The 17585-nt window shown below is 38.4% G+C and carries 18 protein-coding genes; 8 read left to right on the top strand and 10 right to left on the bottom strand.

What is annotated here, in order from left to right:
• Positions 1–66 precede the first annotated feature (66 nt).
• From rny to nadE, 9 genes are all read right to left on the bottom strand, one after another.
• A complete protein-coding gene (gene rny, locus DTW91_RS04860) occupies positions 67–1641 on the bottom strand; it encodes a ribonuclease Y (protein ID WP_125202268.1) in 1575 nt (524 codons plus the stop codon).
• A gap of 355 nt (positions 1642–1996) precedes the next feature.
• Entirely contained in the window at positions 1997–2284 is a 288-nt protein-coding gene (locus tag DTW91_RS04855; RefSeq protein ID WP_125202267.1) for a cell division protein ZapA, read from the bottom strand.
• A 2-nt stretch (positions 2285–2286) separates the two neighbouring features.
• Positions 2287–2589, bottom strand: a complete 303-nt coding sequence (locus DTW91_RS04850; protein WP_125202266.1) for a hypothetical protein — start codon at positions 2587–2589, stop codon at positions 2287–2289.
• 180 nt (positions 2590–2769) lie between these two features.
• Positions 2770–3570, bottom strand: coding sequence for a porin family protein (locus tag DTW91_RS04845; protein ID WP_125202265.1), 801 nt, complete (start codon positions 3568–3570; stop codon positions 2770–2772).
• 1 nt (position 3571) lies between these two features.
• Positions 3572–4297 (bottom strand): bifunctional demethylmenaquinone methyltransferase/2-methoxy-6-polyprenyl-1,4-benzoquinol methylase UbiE, encoded by a 726-nt coding sequence (gene ubiE, locus DTW91_RS04840; RefSeq protein WP_125202264.1) that lies wholly within the window; start codon positions 4295–4297, stop codon positions 3572–3574.
• Between the two features lie 65 nt (positions 4298–4362).
• On the bottom strand, positions 4363–4938 hold the full coding sequence (locus DTW91_RS04835) for a hypothetical protein (protein WP_125202263.1): 576 nt from the start codon (positions 4936–4938) through the stop codon (positions 4363–4365).
• A gap of 73 nt (positions 4939–5011) precedes the next feature.
• The gene (gene ribD, locus DTW91_RS04830) at positions 5012–6049 is read right to left on the bottom strand and encodes a bifunctional diaminohydroxyphosphoribosylaminopyrimidine deaminase/5-amino-6-(5-phosphoribosylamino)uracil reductase RibD (RefSeq protein ID WP_125202262.1); all 1038 of its coding nucleotides are present in this window, start codon (positions 6047–6049) and stop codon (positions 5012–5014) included.
• A 26-nt stretch (positions 6050–6075) separates the two neighbouring features.
• A complete protein-coding gene (locus tag DTW91_RS04825) occupies positions 6076–6729 on the bottom strand; it encodes a hypothetical protein (RefSeq protein ID WP_125202261.1) in 654 nt (217 codons plus the stop codon).
• 46 nt (positions 6730–6775) lie between these two features.
• Positions 6776–7567, bottom strand: a complete 792-nt coding sequence (gene nadE, locus DTW91_RS04820) for an NAD(+) synthase (RefSeq protein ID WP_125202260.1) — start codon at positions 7565–7567, stop codon at positions 6776–6778.
• Positions 7568–7642: 75 nt separating this feature from the next.
• Between nadE and DTW91_RS04815 the strand changes: the two genes are divergently transcribed.
• The 5 genes from DTW91_RS04815 (at position 7643) to pheA (ending at position 11697) form a co-directional block, all read left to right on the top strand.
• The gene (locus DTW91_RS04815; RefSeq protein ID WP_125202259.1) at positions 7643–8626 is read left to right on the top strand and encodes a gliding motility protein GldB; all 984 of its coding nucleotides are present in this window, start codon (positions 7643–7645) and stop codon (positions 8624–8626) included.
• Positions 8627–8712: 86 nt separating this feature from the next.
• On the top strand, positions 8713–9039 hold the full coding sequence (gene gldC, locus DTW91_RS04810; RefSeq protein WP_125202258.1) for a gliding motility protein GldC: 327 nt from the start codon (positions 8713–8715) through the stop codon (positions 9037–9039).
• An 83-nt stretch (positions 9040–9122) separates the two neighbouring features.
• Complete coding sequence (locus DTW91_RS04805; protein ID WP_125202257.1) at positions 9123–10274, top strand: cystathionine gamma-synthase; 1152 nt, start codon at positions 9123–9125, stop codon at positions 10272–10274.
• A gap of 51 nt (positions 10275–10325) precedes the next feature.
• The gene (locus DTW91_RS04800) at positions 10326–10820 is read left to right on the top strand and encodes a GNAT family N-acetyltransferase (RefSeq protein ID WP_125202256.1); all 495 of its coding nucleotides are present in this window, start codon (positions 10326–10328) and stop codon (positions 10818–10820) included.
• A 28-nt stretch (positions 10821–10848) separates the two neighbouring features.
• On the top strand, positions 10849–11697 hold the full coding sequence (gene pheA, locus DTW91_RS04795; protein WP_125202255.1) for a prephenate dehydratase: 849 nt from the start codon (positions 10849–10851) through the stop codon (positions 11695–11697).
• 4 nt (positions 11698–11701) lie between these two features.
• On the opposite strand, the gene DTW91_RS04790 is transcribed toward pheA, so the two are convergent.
• Positions 11702–12325, bottom strand: a complete 624-nt coding sequence (locus DTW91_RS04790; RefSeq protein ID WP_185144742.1) for a hypothetical protein — start codon at positions 12323–12325, stop codon at positions 11702–11704.
• Positions 12326–12873: 548 nt separating this feature from the next.
• Here DTW91_RS04790 and DTW91_RS04780 point away from each other — a divergent pair.
• From DTW91_RS04780 to DTW91_RS04770, 3 genes are all read left to right on the top strand, one after another.
• On the top strand, positions 12874–13701 hold the full coding sequence (locus DTW91_RS04780) for a GLPGLI family protein (protein WP_125202254.1): 828 nt from the start codon (positions 12874–12876) through the stop codon (positions 13699–13701).
• A gap of 417 nt (positions 13702–14118) precedes the next feature.
• Complete coding sequence (locus tag DTW91_RS04775; protein ID WP_228412652.1) at positions 14119–16896, top strand: RHS repeat-associated core domain-containing protein; 2778 nt, start codon at positions 14119–14121, stop codon at positions 16894–16896.
• Positions 16897–16916: 20 nt separating this feature from the next.
• Positions 16917–17378: a hypothetical protein gene (locus DTW91_RS04770; RefSeq protein ID WP_125202252.1), complete on the top strand. Its 462-nt coding sequence runs from the start codon at positions 16917–16919 to the stop codon at positions 17376–17378.
• Positions 17379–17585 lie beyond the last annotated feature (207 nt).

Genomic DNA, 17585 nt, shown 5'->3' with positions numbered 1-17585 from the left:
TATTTTCATCAATAAACAAAAGGCCTCCAAAATGTGGAAGCCTTTCATTATTATATCAACTGAAAATTATCTCGCGATATTCACAGATCTCGTTTCTCGGATTACCGTGACTCTTACCTGTCCCGGATAAGTCAGTTCATTCTGGATTTTTTCGGAGATGTCATACGAAAGCTGATGAGCATTTTCATCGTTCACTTTTCCGCTTTCTACCATTACTCTCAATTCTCTACCAGCTTGGATGGCATAAGCACTTGATACACCATCAAAGCTAAGAGCGGCGGCTTCCAGATCTTTCAGCCTTTGGATGTAAGATTCCAAAACCTGACGTCTTGCGCCCGGTCTTGCGCCTGAGATGGCATCGGCAACTTGCACGATTGGGGATAGCAGAGAGGTCATTTCGATTTCATCGTGGTGAGCACCGATTGCGTTGATAACTTCTGCGTTCTCACCATATTTCTCGGCCCACTGCATTCCCAGAAGGGCGTGCGGCAATTCGGATTCCTGCTCAGGAACTTTCCCGATATCGTGAAGTAATCCGGCTCTTTTTGCCAGTTTTACATTTAGTCCCAGTTCTGCGGCCATCGTTGCAGCGATGTTTGCAACTTCTCTGGAGTGTTGAAGCAGGTTTTGACCATAAGACGAACGGAACTTCATCCGGCCAATCACCTTCACCAGTTCCGGATGCAAACCGTGGATGCCAAGATCGATGATGGTTCTTTTACCAACTTCTATGATCTCTTCTTCGATTTGTTTTCTGGTTTTCTCGACCACTTCCTCGATTCTCGCCGGGTGGATTCTGCCGTCGGTAACCAAGCGGTGAAGAGACAATCTCGCGATCTCCCGGCGCACAGGATCGAAGCACGAGAGAAGAATGGCTTCCGGTGTATCATCTACAATGATTTCTACGCCGGTTGCTGCTTCCAAAGCGCGGATATTTCTACCTTCACGCCCGATGATTCTGCCTTTGATTTCATCCGATTCTATATTAAATACAGAAACCGAGTTTTCAACCGCTTGTTCTGTTCCAATTCTTTGGATGGTTTGGATCACGATTTTTCTGGCTTCACTTTTAGCATTAAGTTGGGCTTCCTCCATGATGCTTTGGACGTGTGCCGAGGCTTTGGTTTTAGCTTCAGCCTTCAAGGATTCTATCAGTTCGTTTTTGGCTTCTTCGGCAGAATAGTTGGCTATTTTCTCCAGCATTTCTACTTTTTGGGCTGTTGCAGCATCTAGATCATGTTGTTTTTTCTGTACCGCTTCCAGTTTTTTGTTGTAGTCCGCCAGTTGTTTTTCGAGGTCTTTTTCTAGTTTACCGACTTTGCTAAGTTCATCATTCAGTTTGTTTTCCTTATCCCTGGTACGTTTTTCGGCTTCCTGCATTTTTCGCTCTCGCGCCTGGATGTCGGCATCGTGCTGGGATTTGAGTTCTAAGAATTTTTCTTTGGCCTGAAGCTGTTTTTCTTTTTTGACGGCTTCTGCCTGCACATTGGCTTTTTCTATGATGTTTTCGGCTGTCTTTTTAGCATCTTCTACCACGTACTGCGCTTTAGAATTAAGAGAACTTTTCCCTATGAGAAGTCCTATCAGCGCTCCGATGAGAAGTGCAACGACACCAATGATGATAATGGTAATTGTATCCATAATTTATATATATTGAGTTTTATTTTTAATTGATTGTACAACGTAAAATGTACAATTACAAAGACTTCTCAGGTCTTTGCTTTTTTATCTATCATTCTGATTTATAATTCTTTATACATTTTATTTCATACATTTTACTTTGTACAATTGACTTTGTATATCGAACATAAAAAAAGCCTACAACAGTTCAGTTATAGAGTAAACTCCATAAAAACACGATTTGAACTGATTTTCACTCTCTGTAATCTGCGCAAGGCAGCACGCCATTGAATGAACTTTCGTTCGGTAATTTTTAATTGTTGAGTTTACTTCTTTGTGTTAGAACTATTGTAGGCAGCTTTGTAATTTGAAAAATTTATTTTTCCAATTGCTCAAGGAGTGCATTGATTTTCATCAGGCGCTCGTTTGTATTTTTAAGATTTTTCTCATTGTTTAAAGAATAAACTTCTGCATTGGCTCCGAGTTTCAAAACGCACATTGCAAGCGCATCCTGCTTGTCCTTCACATCGAAATTGGCTTCGAAGTCCTTGATCATACTTTCTATCTGCTTGCCGACTTTGCGGAGGGTTTCTTCCTCGGCGGCTGGCACATTCAGCGGATAGTTTCTTCCGGCAATATTTATTGTTATTCTTCTGAAATCCATCGTTATAAGCCGGTGTTTTGTAATTCGGCAACGCACATATCTATTTCTTTGACCAATCTGTTGATGTGATTTTTCATCAGTCGGTTATGTTCTGCGTTTCCGGATATTGCGGAATAAAGTTTTAATTCTTTGTTTTCCTCTGCTAAGATCTGGTTTTTGCGTTTCTCCTCTGCATATTCTTCCCGCAACTTTTTCAGTTCTTCCAACGTTTCTGCATGGTTTTCCGAAAGATCCTTAAACTTCTTATAAAGATTGAGAATCTTTTTCTCCAAAACAGAAAAGTTGTTTTCTAATTCGCCTAGCATTACCAGAATCAAATTCTAACTTTTACAAAAATAAGAAAAATTAATGATGATTTAACACGATATTTCTCTTTTGTGAAATATGAATGGTTTCTACTTGATTTTTAATGATTTAAAAAGCAAATAATTGGTAGTTTAGAAAAAATAAACTAATAAACTTTCAAAAACTTTGATCTTAATTTTTTACTCAAATTTCAGAACCAGCATAAAGGCTCTGGTTTGCAGCGTGGAAATGGCGGGTGTCCAGTACGGTGGTGTAGTCTCCTTGTCTTTCACAAGTTCGTTATTGGTAAAAAATGTGCCGCGGACGGCCGGTGTGAATTTGAATCTGCTGAAATAGAACTGAATCCCGATCTCGGCACTCCACCCGAAGTTGTGCGTCGTGGTGCGGAAAATATTCTGCTGATTGTCGTCTGTAGCAGTTTCGTTGGATTGCAAATTAATCAGATAATTGATGCCTGCCGCCGCATAAGGCCGCGAGTTGTACCAGCGGTCTCCGTGGATCTCGAGGAGCAGCGGGATGTCTATATAAGTAGATTTTACAATTTTTTTGGAATCTACATCCGTAAATTCCGGCAACGGCGTAAAGGGCAGGTTGTAGTTGGTTCCTCCGGCGTATTGATTCACGTGGTCGTAGGTATTGAAGGTCAAATCGCGCTGTACGAAGTGCAAACCGGGCTCCAGCCGAAGATCCAAGTATTCATTCAGCCTCATTTTGCCAATCAATCCGGCTCCGAAACTGAATGTAGCTTCGGATTCCACCAAATTTCTGTTGCCATCCATTCCGAAAATAGGGCTGAGGTTCATCTTGTAATCAAAATTATTGGCAGCGAGATAAAAACCGTAACTGAATTTTTTCAAATCAAAGTCTTCCAAGTTGTCCTGCCGATCTTTGGTTCTGAAAAGATTATTGAAAGTCTGAGCACCCAAATGGCTACTCAGAAGTACTGCAAATGATAAAATCTTGATAACTCGATGCTTCATTCTATTTTGTAGCTTTATAAATGGTGGCTATTCCGAAACTTAGTTTGGTGTATTCTACCTTCTTGAAACCGGTGCCGAGAAGAATATTCTTCATTTTTTCGCCGTAAGGAAAAGCGTTGACAGAATCGGGAAGATAGCTGTACGCCCGGTTGTCTTTGGAAACCAAGCGCCCGATGGCCGGCAAAATATTCTTAAAATAAAACATATAAAACGGCCCCAAAAATCCTTCAACTTTGGAGAACTCCAAGATATAAATACTTTTATTTTCTTTTACCACTCGTCTTAATTCAGCCAGTCCCTTCTCCAGATTTTCAAAATTCCGTACTCCAAAAGCAACGGTTACGCCATCGAATTTATTGTCTTCGAAGGGAAGTTGTTCCGCATCGCCTTTCTGCATAGATATTTTGCCGTCCAGATTCTGTTTTTTGATTTTCTCGATGCCCACGTTCAGCATCTGTTGGGAAAGATCGAGCCCCACGACCTCGGCGCCGGTTCCTTTTTGCACCGCAATCGCCAAGTCTCCGGTTCCTGTGGCAACATCCAAAACCAACTGCGGCTTGTCTTTTTTCAGCATATCCACCAATTTATTGCGCCAAAGCACATCTATTTTCATTGAGAGAACGTGATTCAAAAGGTCATATTTGGGCGCAATATTGTCAAACATATCTTCTACTTGACTTTTTTTGCTGCTCTCGGAATTGTAGGGTGTTACGCTGTTGTGATTCATTGATGAATGTTAATTTCTAAAATGATAATCGGTCTTTGAATGCGAATTGTATATAATTAATAGATTTACTGCAATTTGTAATAACTTTTGTAGTAATTTATAAAATCCTGTTTGCGGAAGATCTTGGATCGGCTTTCTACCTTAGCTACGTTTTTGATAACGCGGTCGTACTCTTCATCCAGATTATAGTAGAAATCCTCGGTGTAAAGTTTATTGATTTTTTTCACGTCGCCCAGATAGTGCTTTCGGTCTATCTCGATGCCGGGTAATGCAGCGATCAAAGAATCTTTGTTCAGGCCGTATCCGTAATATTGGGTATTGACATAATAATCTTCTCCGGCGATATTCAGCAAGCCTCGGTCTTTGTGGACGACGAAGGCAGAATCATACATCATTTTCTTGTTCTGGTCAAAAACCTTGATGGTGTTTGTTCCTTTTTTAAGATCAACCTTCAGATATTGACCCGCAGAAAGTACATTTTCCTCACCATTATTGATTTTGAAATAGTAGGTTTCCGGCGTCGGGTTGTCCACCAAATAGTAGTTTCTCTTGGCCAAAAACAAAAAGTAAATCGCAAATGCAAGAACCGTTATCAATATCGAAAAAATCAAACCTTTGGTGGAGGCGCTCAGATTTTTCATGGATTTAATCAAATTAAGGATGCGAATTTACGAATTTTTTGCAGAGCCTCTATTTTTATAATTCTGATATTGGTCAAGCCTTTGAATTCCTGAAAAAGAAAACCTTACAATCTCTAAGATTTTCCGTCTTTTCCGGTTTAAAATTGAAATGGGGCGCTTTTGTTCCATTTTCAAGATTCAGTTTTGGATTTTGAAAAATCATTGCTTCATCCCAAAGATTTTCATCGATGAATTGTTGCAGCGTAAACCTTCCACCTTCGATGATGACGGATTGAATTTGCAGTTGGTACAATTTTAATAAAATTTGAGCCGGAGAATTTTCTTTTTCTATTTTAATAAATTTAAGATGATTTTCCTCGCTATTTTTGATGGAGTTGAATACCACCGTTTCCGATTCTTCATTATAAATATGAAAACTCTCCGGAACTTCCAGCTTAAAATCTATTAAAATTCTAATGGGATTTCTCCCCTCAATTTCTCTCACCGTCAAGCTGGGATTGTCGCGAAGCGCCGTGTTTTTCCCTACCAAAATGGCGTGTTCCTCACTTCTCATTTGATGTACAAATTGTCTGGAAAGTGAGTTGCTGATTGGCGTCGGTTTGAAATCTTTGTCCAAAAAGCCATCCGCCGATTCTGCCCATTTTAGAATTATAAACGGCCGTTTTTTTTCATGAAAAGTGAAAAATCGTTTGTTCAGTTCCCGGCAGTCATCTTCCAGGATTCCGGACACCACCTCGATGCCTGCATCCGCAATGATTTTCTTTCCCTTGCCGTTTACTTTCTCGTGGCTGTCTATTGCGCCAATCACGACTTTTTTGAAACCGAGTTCCACGATTTTCAGAGCGCAAGGCGGCGTTTTTCCAAAATGGGCGCAAGGTTCCAATGAGACGTAAATCGTGGATTGGGGAATCAAATGTTTGTCAGCCTCTTTGATAGAATTGATCGCGTTGATTTCTGCGTGTGGCTCGCCCGCTCTTTTATGAAATCCTTCGCCGATGATTTTGTCGTTATGAACAATCACAGAACCCACCAAAGGATTTGGATAAGTGTTGCCCAGAGCTTTCTGAGCCAATTCTATACACCGCCGGATGTAAAATTCGTCCTTCGTCATTATCCAACAGTTAAAATTTGCTAAGACTATTTCTTTGATTCAACGGCCGTTGGCTTATAAGTGACGGGCGGAACCGGCGTGGTGATGATGGCTTCCATCAGTTGGTTTCGCTGTTTAGACAAGGCTTTCGTAGCATATTTCAAATCGCCGGCAATTCTTTTGGAAAAAGAAAAGATGACAAAAGATTTTTTGCCGCCGGCGTCGTAACTTTTGAAACGATCCATATTGTACTCTGCGTAAGGTTCTGCATCTTTTGAAACCACTGTCACGAGATAATCTACCACGATTTCTTTGCCATCGGGGCTTTCCGTCACGTTTACGAACGAATATTTGTCCTTAGTCGCCTCTTTTCTCTTTTCTACATATTCCACTTTTTGTTTTACGGCTGTCTCCAGCGGGATTTCTTTGTCGAAATACGAAATATTGATGAGCTCCTTGTAATTATTGAAATCATCATCTCTCATTATATATTGCTGCTGCGCCCAAGTGGGAGAGTTTTGCTTGCTCCAGGTCAGCAGGTATTCATTATTATTGAAGGTTAGCGGGCCGGGAATATTGAGCCGGTCGATGACTGCCGCGGGAGCAGCAGCCGTTGCTTCGTCCGTTTTGGTTTCCTGAGAATGAAAGGCAGAAGCGAAAGCGAAAAGACTAAAAGCAGAAAGTAGAATTTTAGTTTTCATAGATGGTTTTTTGATGTCTTAAATCTTGTGTTTTGTTTTGTGAGGCTTATTTCAGATCCTCGGGAATTTCACATATTGGGATCGGATTCATCTTGTGCTGCGTGGCATTGTGGAATTTGAGATAGATTTCCAGCACCTCTTTTGGTCTTCCGTCGAAATCTTCCGGGGTTTTCCCTTTTTTTTGCTGTTCCATTGCCCATTCCAGTTCGGGATAGCTGGCACCGATTTGGTCTTCATCCGTTTTGTCGGCATCCCAAAGTCCATCTGTGGGAGCAGCTTTTTGGATGCTTTCCAAGATGTCAAGTTCTTTGGCAATTTCGTAAATCTGAGTCTTGTACAGATCGGCAATAGGCGAGATGTCCACGCCGCCATCGCCGTATTTGGTGTAGAAGCCTATTCCGAAATCTTCCACTTTATTTCCGGTTCCTGTAACCAAAAGTCCATTGAGCTGTCCATAATAATAAAGCGTCAACATCCGGAAACGCGATCTGGTATTGGCTAGTGCCAGATTTTTGCTCCAGGCGCCTTCCTTATAATCATCCACCACTTTTTCAAAACTTTCGAAAACAGGTGTGAGATCCACAGTAAAACCTTCGACATTCGGGAAATTAGCTTTCAAAAAATCGATGTGATCCTGCGCTCTGTCCACCTGATCCGCTTTTTGGCGGATGGGCATCTCCAAAACCAAGGTTTTAAGCCCTGTTTTTGCAGCCAAAGTAGAAACCACGGCAGAATCTATTCCTCCGGAAACGCCTATTATAAAGCCGTTTACTTTTGCGTTGTTTGCATAATCCTTTAGCCAGTTGACGATGTGATTTATAACTTTCTGTGTCTGCATAATTTTTATTTTAAAATCCTTGATTCAAAATTTAAAGCAGTATTTTTGCTTTTCGAAAATCTTAATGTAAAAATAATGAAGTTTTTCCGATCTATCTCTTTTTCGGCTATAATTGTTTTTAGTTTATTCGCTTGCAAGAAGGAAAATAAAAATCAATGGGACGTCGAGATCAAGAATCCAGTCAGGAAAGTGCAGATCACCGATTTGTCCGGCGAGTTCTACAATTCTTCGGTCAATTTGGAAGATTTCAAAAAAAAATATCCGTGGTTTCAGGGCTCGGTTTCTGACGAAGATTACGGCGATCGGCGAAAAGACACGATGGAAATCCGCATTTACAAAGAAGCGATTTCTAAGATCAATCAGCGGAAGCTGCAAAAAGATTTGACCGAGCTTTTCTCGCATATCAAAAATTATTTTCCGAAATTTCAGCCGCCTCACGTCTATCTCTATTCATCGGTGGTAGATCCGCCAAGCGTTGTCGATCCTATTTTTTTGAGGGAAGACCGCAATATGCTTTTTGTGGATATCACAGGATTTCTGGGCGATGGAAACCATAATTATAAAAATCTCGATCTTTATTTCCAAAAATCGATGAACCCGGAAAATATGGTTCCGAAGATTTCCGCTTTTTATGCAGCGAGATTGGTTCCTCTTCTGCCGGATCAGCAGAAGTTTCTCGACCAAATGGTTTATCAGGGCAAAATTCAAATTTTGCAAGATGCGTTTTTGCCAAATGTTGCAGATCATTTGAAAATCAATTATTCCAAAGCGCAATACGATTGGGCGGTTGCGAATGAAGCCAATATTTGGAATTATTTCGTGGAGAATGATTTGCTTTTCAGTTCAGATCCCGATCTTGCCGAGCGATTCATCACGCCGGGGCCTTTCTCCAAATTTTATACAGAAGTGGATCGGGAAAGTTCGCCGCAGATTGCAATCTGGACAGGCTGGCAGATTTGCAAGCATTATTTGAAAGCCCATCCTGAAGAAAAATTGCAGGTTTTTTTGAAGAAAAATGCCACAGAAATTTTCAACGGATCGGGTTACAGACCGAAGTAATCATTAATGGCAATGATAAATTATTAATTATTTTTATTCAATCCATATTTTTCAATTTTTTAATCATTTAATCTGAATATAAGCAAATGCGTAAAACAAAAATCACAGTAGATATAGAGTTGGACGACAATCACGTTCCCGAAAAAATGACTTGGAATGCACAAGATGGCGGCGTGGAAAATCAAGAAACCAAAGCCGTGATGATCTCCGTCTGGGACGAGAAAACGTCCGAAGCTTTGAGAATCGATCTTTGGACCAAAGATATGCCCGTAGATCATATGAAGCGCTTTTATCATCAGATTATCATCTCTCTCGGGCAGACTTATCTGCGCGCAACCGGCGAAGAAGATGTTTCTCAGTGGCTGGAAGAAGTGGCTGAGGATTTCGCAGTGAAATCGGCAATAAAAATGTAGAAAATCAAGGTAGTAATTTAAAAGTCTAACAATGTAACAATCATTGATAGACTGGTAAACTGATCCATTAAAAAATTGATATTATGAAATTCAATACAAAAGTTATTCACGGCGGACAACAGCACGAGCCGGCAACCGGCGCAGTCAATGTTCCCATATTTTTAACCTCAACATTTGCACAGAAAAGCCCCGGACAATTGATTTCCGGTTACGAATATTCAAGGGGCGCAAATCCCACAAGACAGGCTTTGGAAGACAGTTTGGCAAGCATCGAAAACGGCGCGAGAGGTTTGGCTTTCGGTTCCGGTTTGGCGGCGATTGATTGTGTTTTGAAATTGCTAAATCCCGGCGACGAAGTCATCGCAGTGGACGATCTTTACGGCGGTTCTTACCGAATGTTCACCCGATTATTCGAGAAATACCAACTGAAATTTACGTTCATCGGTTTTGATAATGTGGAACAGTTGGAAAACGTCATCACTGATAAAACAAAACTAATCTGGCTGGAAACGCCGACCAATCCTTTGATGAAACTCGTGGATATCAAAATGGTCGCTGAAAACGTAGAAGGAAAAGATATTCTGGTGGCTGTAGATAACACATTTGCAACACCTTACATTCAAAAACCTTTGGATCTTGGTGCTGATATTGTGATGCATTCCGCTACAAAATATCTGGGCGGCCATTCCGACGTTATCGCCGGAGCACTGATTGCAAAAGACGCAGAATTGGGAGAGAAACTGCATTTCATCCAGTTTGCAAGCGGTGGCATTTTGGGACCTCACGATTCTTATTTGGTGCTGAGAGGCATCAAAACTTTGTCCCTCAGAATGCAGAGACATTCGGACAACGGTTTCGAGATTGCGAAATATTTGGAGAACCAATCTTTGGTCGAGAAAGTGTATTATCCGGGACTGTCGTCTCATCCGCAATACGATTTGGCCACGCTACAAATGGCGGATTTTGGCGGAATGGTTTCTTTCACTTTCAAATCGGGGAAGAAAGAAGACGCCATAAAATTTTTGGAAAATATCAAAATTTTCACGCTCGCAGAATCTTTAGGCGGCGTAGAATCTTTGGCAAACCTTCCGGCTTTGATGACGCACGCATCCATCCCGGAAGAGAAAAGAGCAGCGTTGGGAATCACCGATGATTTGGTAAGACTAAGCGTTGGAATAGAAGATGCAGAAGATCTCATTGCAGATCTGGAACAGGCTTTTAATTCCATTGGTTAAATTGTAAAATAGTGCATTTGTAAAATTGTTCAAAAAGGGCTAATAAAAAAAATGATTTTTCTGGACGCTACTTTAGATGACCTTCCAAAAATCGTAGAAATCTACAATTCTACGGTTGCGTCGAGGCTGGTTACGGCGGATTTGCAACCCATTTCTGTCCAAAGTAAAGTCGAGTGGTTTCATCGGCATAATAGTGCGACGAGACCGCTCTGGATGGTTGAGGATGATGAAAAAAACACAATTGGCTGGGTCAGTTTTCAGGATTTCTACGGCCGGTCGGCTTATCGAAAAACCGCTGAGATCAGCATTTACATCGACGAAAAATTTCGGGGAAAAGGTTTTGGTCAGGAAGTCCTAAAATCAGTTCTTGAAAAATGTCCCCATTTGGGAATTGAAAATCTGCTGGCGTTTATCTTCGCCCACAATCTTCCAAGTCTTAATTTATTTGAAAAATTTGGCTTTGAACTTTGGGGCAATCTCAAAAATATTGCCGACCTCGATGGCGAAAAACAAAGTCTTGTCATCTTGGGCAAATCATTATTATAATCTATTTTTGATTGTTTAAATTTTGTTAATGAAAATAGCATTCCTCGGTCCCGAAGCTTCTTTTACGCAGCTTGCTGCAACGCAATTGTTCCCAAATGAAGAACTATTTCCTAAGGTCAATATTTTGGATTGCTTTTTGGCGGTTCAGAACGATGAGGTGGACAAGGCGGTTGTTCCGCTGGAAAACTCGATAGAAGGGACGGTTTCTATGACCTTGGATTATCTGTATCAAACGCCGGAAATCAAGATTGAAGCGGAAGCCATAATGCCAATCGCGCATCATCTGATGATTCATCCGAGTCAGGAAAATCAGAATCCGATTGAGAAGATCTATTCTCATCCGCAGGCTCTTGCGCAGAGTTTTCATTTTTTGAATAAGAAATATCCGGATGTTCCGAAACAGGAATTCGCTTCCACAGCTGCTTCTGCAAAGCGTGTTTCCGAAAATCCGGATCGTAAAATTGCGGCGGTTGCGAATAAATTTGCGGCCAAACTATACGGTTTGAAGATTCTTAATGAAAACATCCACGATGTGGAGGAAAATCACACCAGATTCATCATCATTTCCAAGGCGGAAAATTCTTACGAGAATCAGCTGAAAAGTATCGGAAAAAAAACGGCGATGCTCATCACCTTGCCGGAGGATCACGCTGGAGGATTGCATCAGGTTTTATCGGTTTTTGCGTGGCGAAATATGAATCTTAGCAAAATAGAATCCCGCACGTTGAAAACCAAATTGGGGAATTATTTCTTCTTTGTGACCGTTGTCGGCGGTTGGGAGGATGTGCTTTACGTCAATTCTTTGGGCGAGTTGAAAGCGATTGGCGCTGATGTAAAGTTTTTGGGGAATTACAAGGAGTTTTTGCTGGAAGGGTAATAAATCATAACATTGAAATCTCTTTTTGAATATTTTCTCTTGCAATCTTCTCATATTTCTCTTTGAAATAATTCGTTTTAAAAATTTCGTCAAACTCAAGAAAGTGAGTTAATGCTTTTTTTCTTCCGGAATTGTAGAGAAAATCCGGATAGATGGCATATTCTTTTCTAATTTGATGTATGTAATTTTCATAAACTTTCCAATCTTTTCCAAGAATGGCTAAATCTGCATCGAGAAGAAAATTGGTGTCAGAATCATCACTTCTTTTGTGAGATTTTGTAGCAAGAATTTGATTGTAGATTTTAGAAATTCTGTCGTCTGAAATATTGAGTTTTTCCAAACGGGTTTTTGCAATTTCTGCGCTTTTTTCTTCGTTGTCTTTTGCTGTTGCTTTGTAAATAATGTCGTGATAGAAAACTGAAAATAACATTACGTTATAATCTGAGATTTCTTTTTTCACATTTTCCAATTCCAAGATCATATTCTCAAGATGACTGAGATTGTGGTATTTTCTGCTTTTTTGAGAATAGTTTTTTTCAATTTCTTTCCAATAATCGAGTATAAGTTTTTCGTTGTTGGAATACTTTGATATTAAATCTGAGAAAATAAAGTTGAGATCGATTGACATTTAATATTTGCTTTCACTGTTGTTCGATAAAACCAGATAAAAAAAGAAGCCAAATTAATGGCTTCTTAAAACTTATCGTAATTTTGAGTTGCAAAAATCAAATAACGATGAGCAAAAGTACATATTTTTCCAGTAAATCTGTTTTCGCCGTTATCAAAAAGAGATTAAAACGAAGTTGGGCATTTTCCAATTTGTTAGTTTTTGCAAAATCCATCTTTTCAACTATATCCAGTTGATGAAATTTTTAGAAAACCCGGAAAAAGACTGGGTTATCGACAAATCTGAGATAGAACAATTGTCTCTTTTTTGAAGCCTGTTTTTGAAAATGGGCTAAAACAAAAAAGTAAGTAATTGATTTACAAATAAATAAAAAATAAAACAGTCCAATTTTAATTTTTATCGGACATTAATGATATCTTTTGTAAGTTTATTATGTCGAAAAAGTTACAACCTCAAAACATTGTTAAAATTTAATAGAAAGGTTTTTTTTGCTCCTAGCAAATATTTTTACAATAATTGTCTAACAACCACTATTTAATAAATTTAATATGAAAATATTTATTTTGATTTTTGCCATAATTTTCGGATTAGTCAATGCCCAGACTCATCGCTTCATTTATGAATTTAAATTTAAGCAAAACCCTAAGCAAACTGAGTTTAAAAAAGAAAATATGACTGTGGATATTAATTCAGATAATATCAAATTTTATAACTATCATTATGTTACAATTGACTCAGCCAATATTACAAAAGGACAAAATAGCCAACTTTGGGACACTTCTACTCCTGTTGTTGTCCGGGTAAAAAATTCCAATACAAATAGCAATTACATTTTAATAAATGACGTATTTGTTTACAACACTGAAGACAAAATAAATTGGAATCTCGAAAAAGACACCAAAAAATTTGAGAACTATACTTTGCAGAAGGCAACAGCAACTTTTGGGGGAAGAAAATGGACAGCTTGGTTTTGTAAAGAAATAGATATTTCTGAAGGACCTTATAAATTTCGTGGTCTTCCCGGAATGATTTTTCAAATATATGACGACAAAAATAATTTTGATTTCACCTTAGTGAAAAGTTTTAAATTAAAAGCTACATATAGAACTCCATTCATTGAAAGTTTTTATGGGCAAAAACCAATAAAAACAACTCAAGAAAATATAGATAGAATGTTGATGAACGAATATAAAGATCCATATCACGAAACTCGTGATGAGTTCAAAAAAAATCCTAATATGACATTTAGCATTAATGGTGTGGATGTAAAAGACATCAGCCAATTTAAAGAATTGACTGAATCAAGACAAAAATTCATTCGTGAGAATAATAATCCTATAGAAATAGATAAAGCTATCCGTTATCCAGAAAAATAAAAAATATTCTATATTACCACACTCTTCAGAATATTAATGGCTGAAATAGCCCCAAGAATACGGTGATGAAAAAATTACTTATTATATACTATGATAACTATTGCCCAAACTGTACACGCTTTACTAATCTAATCTCAAAATTAGATTGGTTTAAACTTATACAAACAAAACAATTACGAAATAATATTCATATAAATAATGCTGTCGGGATAAATAAAAACTAAAGCTTTTGGGCAAAATAATTACGTCGCGAAGTATAAATTATACGATGCGATTGGCAGAATCAAGCAGGAGTCAGAACCTTATTTTGATACGGCAACCGAAGAACTGCCTTCAGGCGTCAAATGGAATACTGTTTTTTATGATGACAGCTATTTCCCCACAAAAGTAACTGCAACATCATTTAACAGCAAACAGATGGAAACTTCGGTTTCCGGAAGGACGACAACAGTTAAGGAGTTGAATGGAAATCTACGCACCACAACAAAGACTACAGATGTATTAGGGAATGTCATCACATCCACTGATAAAGGTGGAACAATCAGTTTCAGTTATAATGCCACCGGTCAGCAGATTAGTGCACAATACGGAACCAATATAGTCACAACAGCTTATGACGATTGGGGCAGGAAAACTGAATTCACAGATCCTTCTAATGGAATTTATAAATATGAATATGACGGATTTGGCAGGATTGTGATAGAGACCAGCCCAAAAGGGACCAAAGAATATGAATACAACAACTTTGGTCAGCTTTATAAACAAAAAGAATTATCCACAGATGGCACATCTACCAGCAAATCCATTACTTATGCTTACAACTCACAAGGATTAATCACCAGTAAAGTGGGGACAGCCAATGGCAAAGCATATAGTTCTTCCATAGATTATGACACCTACGGGCGCGTGATCTCCTCTTCTGAGAATAGCAATGGAAAGTATTTTACGAAGAAAGGCGTTACCTATGACGATAAAATGCGGGTAACATCTTATGAAAAAAGTTTGTATTCGTCTGGCATTTATACAAAGGTAACGATAGAAAATGTATATGATTCTTGGAGCGGAGAACTGTATCAGGTAAAAGATAAAACCCAGAATAAGGTTCTTTGGGAATTACAATCTGCCGAGGCAGATGGGCGGGTTCTCACAGCTAAATTAGGAGGAACTTCTATTGCTAACCAATATGATAGTAATAATTTCCTCTATACCACCCAACACAAAAATGCAAACAATAATGCTACGGTCTTGCAGATGATGTACAGCTTTAATGCGATTAAGAATGAGCTCAATAGCAGAACAAGAGGTGGTGATTTTAATATATCAGAATCTTTCCAATATGATGATAATAACCGCCTTGTTAACTGGACAGATCCCTCAACAGGAACATTTACCCAAAATGCGGTGAGGAATAGTTATGATGATAAAGGCAGGATTTTGAATAATGATCAGGTTGGGGAGATTAAATTTAATAATACCAATAAGATCTACCAAGCAACCGGAATGGTTCTGAATACTGCCGGCCAGCAGAACTTTAACCAAAATCTTCTGCAGAAGATCACCTACAATGAGAATAACGACCCAATCTTCATAGATGGCCTGAAAGGAGATGTCCGTTTTGAATACGGACTATCAGAAATGCGCCAAGAGGTTCATTACGGCGGCAATAGCTCCCTCCCCCTTGGGGAGGGCTGGGGTGGGGATTTTACCAAGTATTACAGCGAGGATGGTGGCTATGAAATTGTACGGAATAACCAGACTGGGCAGGAGAAGCATATTCTCTACATTGGTGGTGCCCCTTATGAGAGTAATATTGTATATTTGAAAGACTATACAGAGAGCAGCGGATCATATAAATTCCTACACAAAGACTATTTAGGCAGCATCTTAGCCATAAGTGATGAAACAGGTAATGCGGTAGAGCAAAGACATTACGATGCGTGGGGCAATTTTACACATCTTAAGATTGGTTCTCAAACAATGATAGTGGGTGTACAACAAGTAACAGACTATCTTGCCAATAACAACTTATTATTAGACAGAGGCTATACATCTCATGAGCATTTTTCAGAAGTAGGGCTTATTCATATGAATGGTCGTTTGTATGATCCAATACTCAGAAGATTCCTCAATGCAGATGAGAATATACAGGATCCATATAATACACAGAACTATAACAAGTATGGTTATGTGATGAATAATCCTCTGATGTATAATGACCCGAATGGGGAGTTTATCTGGTTTTTACCGGCAATTTGGGCAGCCACACATGTTTTTTGGGCGACCGTAATTACCGGAGCCGTAATAGGCGCTGCAATAGGCGCAGGTATGTACGCTATACAAGCTCAAATATCAGGAAATTGGTCTTGGGGAGGTTTCGGGAAATCAATACTAATGGGTTCAGTTACCGGAGCGGTCTCGGCGGGCTTAGGTCAAGTTTTTAGTGCAAGTGGCTTCTGGGGGTCTGTTGGTAACGCTGCTTTGGCGGGTGCTGGAAGCGATGGTGTTGCCTCTATCATAAATGGTACTAACTTTTTAGAAGGATTGACGAAAGGTGCCGTGATTGGAGGTGCTGTGGCTGGAATAACTTATACGATGAATTTTTATTCCAAGACTGGAGGAAAACAAGCAGGGGCTAAATTTGGAAATGGTAAAGCAGAAATAGATTTATCAAAAGGATTTGGAGCACATGATGTTGATCCAGAAGTTTTAAATACTAAAATTCAAGCAAAATATGTTGGGCAATATAGGGGTGTGAATGTTTATGAATCATCTGTCGGATTTGGTAGTGGGTCTCATTCAGGAGGACTAACTCTTCCACCAAATCAAATGGTTGTTGGCAAGGGAGCTTATTCTCTAAGAGATATATTTGGAAAATCTGGGACATATGATTTATTTACACACGAATATGGGCACGTATTGCAAGCGAAAAAAGTTGGGGAAGCAGCTTTCTATGATATAATTGCTACAAGTAGTTTGTATAGTGCAACGACAAATACATATGACGGCCATAACCAATTTTGGACTGAAACTTGGGCTAATCAATTATCTTATGATTATTTTAGTAATAGAAATTTAAGTTTTAATCTTTTAGCAAATATTGCAAAACCTCTTTCACAGAAGTATATAGATATTTTCACTAATTATCTTTCAATAAGAGGCTTTAGTATTCCTACATCTTGGAATACAATTCCGTAATAATTTAAATAAAATATGTAATGAAAAATCTTTCAATAATTTTTTGTCTTGTTATTTTGTCTTGCACTTCTAAAGTGAAAGAAGGAGCTGATTTAACTATCTATAATGAAACCCCATCAGATATCTTTATTATTGATAAATTTTCCTTTGATCAATCTCAGGAAAATAAAAAATTGGAAATATTTTCATATGGATATTATGCTAATACAAATAAAATTAGACCTTATTTAAACCAAGAATATATTACTATGTATACAAATAAGACTATATTTTTTCCTATAACGGAATATAATGATAATAAGGTTTATGATTATCTAACATTTTATTTCATAAAAAAAGAAAATTTAGAAAAAACTAAACAAGAATTAAACAAAAATAAACTTTATGATAGTATTAATATTGATTTAAACAAATTTCATCCTAAAGGGAATGATAATCATTTATATTTCGGCGAAAAAAAAATTGAATTTAAAAATTATTAAGAATTTATAAAATTATTGTTGTTCCATATATGTAGTTATTCTTTGTTACCGAGGTAAAGTTCTAAATTTGTTGGTGGAGAATAAAATCATTAAAAACCAATCTGGTGTTGCTAACTTTGTTAGGACACAATACTTATACTCTTTAACCTTAAGAGTATGAAAAAGATCAGAAAAATTACAGTTTAGAGTTTAAGATCCAAGCAGTAT

This window comes from Chryseobacterium sp. SC28, from assembly GCF_003932955.1.
Taxonomy (GTDB): domain Bacteria; phylum Bacteroidota; class Bacteroidia; order Flavobacteriales; family Weeksellaceae; genus Epilithonimonas.
This window is presented reverse-complemented; position numbering and strand designations above follow the sequence as displayed.

Excerpts from the sequence above, each read along its gene's own strand:
- rny (WP_125202268.1), bottom strand. The coding sequence starts at position 1,641 with ATGGATACAATTACCATTATCATCATTGGTGTCGTTGCACTTCTCATC.
- DTW91_RS04855 (WP_125202267.1), bottom strand. The coding sequence starts at position 2,284 with ATGGATTTCAGAAGAATAACAATAAATATTGCCGGAAGAAACTATCCG.
- DTW91_RS04850 (WP_125202266.1), bottom strand. The coding sequence starts at position 2,589 with ATGCTAGGCGAATTAGAAAACAACTTTTCTGTTTTGGAGAAAAAGATT.
- DTW91_RS04845 (WP_125202265.1), bottom strand. The coding sequence starts at position 3,570 with ATGAAGCATCGAGTTATCAAGATTTTATCATTTGCAGTACTTCTGAGT.
- ubiE (WP_125202264.1), bottom strand. The coding sequence starts at position 4,297 with ATGAATCACAACAGCGTAACACCCTACAATTCCGAGAGCAGCAAAAAA.
- DTW91_RS04835 (WP_125202263.1), bottom strand. The coding sequence starts at position 4,938 with ATGAAAAATCTGAGCGCCTCCACCAAAGGTTTGATTTTTTCGATATTG.
- ribD (WP_125202262.1), bottom strand. The coding sequence starts at position 6,049 with ATGACGAAGGACGAATTTTACATCCGGCGGTGTATAGAATTGGCTCAG.
- DTW91_RS04825 (WP_125202261.1), bottom strand. The coding sequence starts at position 6,729 with ATGAAAACTAAAATTCTACTTTCTGCTTTTAGTCTTTTCGCTTTCGCT.
- nadE (WP_125202260.1), bottom strand. The coding sequence starts at position 7,567 with ATGCAGACACAGAAAGTTATAAATCACATCGTCAACTGGCTAAAGGAT.
- DTW91_RS04815 (WP_125202259.1), top strand. The coding sequence starts at position 7,643 with ATGAAGTTTTTCCGATCTATCTCTTTTTCGGCTATAATTGTTTTTAGT.
- gldC (WP_125202258.1), top strand. The coding sequence starts at position 8,713 with ATGCGTAAAACAAAAATCACAGTAGATATAGAGTTGGACGACAATCAC.
- DTW91_RS04805 (WP_125202257.1), top strand. The coding sequence starts at position 9,123 with ATGAAATTCAATACAAAAGTTATTCACGGCGGACAACAGCACGAGCCG.
- DTW91_RS04800 (WP_125202256.1), top strand. The coding sequence starts at position 10,326 with ATGATTTTTCTGGACGCTACTTTAGATGACCTTCCAAAAATCGTAGAA.
- pheA (WP_125202255.1), top strand. The coding sequence starts at position 10,849 with ATGAAAATAGCATTCCTCGGTCCCGAAGCTTCTTTTACGCAGCTTGCT.
- DTW91_RS04790 (WP_185144742.1), bottom strand. The coding sequence starts at position 12,325 with ATGTCAATCGATCTCAACTTTATTTTCTCAGATTTAATATCAAAGTAT.
- DTW91_RS04780 (WP_125202254.1), top strand. The coding sequence starts at position 12,874 with ATGAAAATATTTATTTTGATTTTTGCCATAATTTTCGGATTAGTCAAT.
- DTW91_RS04775 (WP_228412652.1), top strand. The coding sequence starts at position 14,119 with ATGGAAACTTCGGTTTCCGGAAGGACGACAACAGTTAAGGAGTTGAAT.
- DTW91_RS04770 (WP_125202252.1), top strand. The coding sequence starts at position 16,917 with ATGAAAAATCTTTCAATAATTTTTTGTCTTGTTATTTTGTCTTGCACT.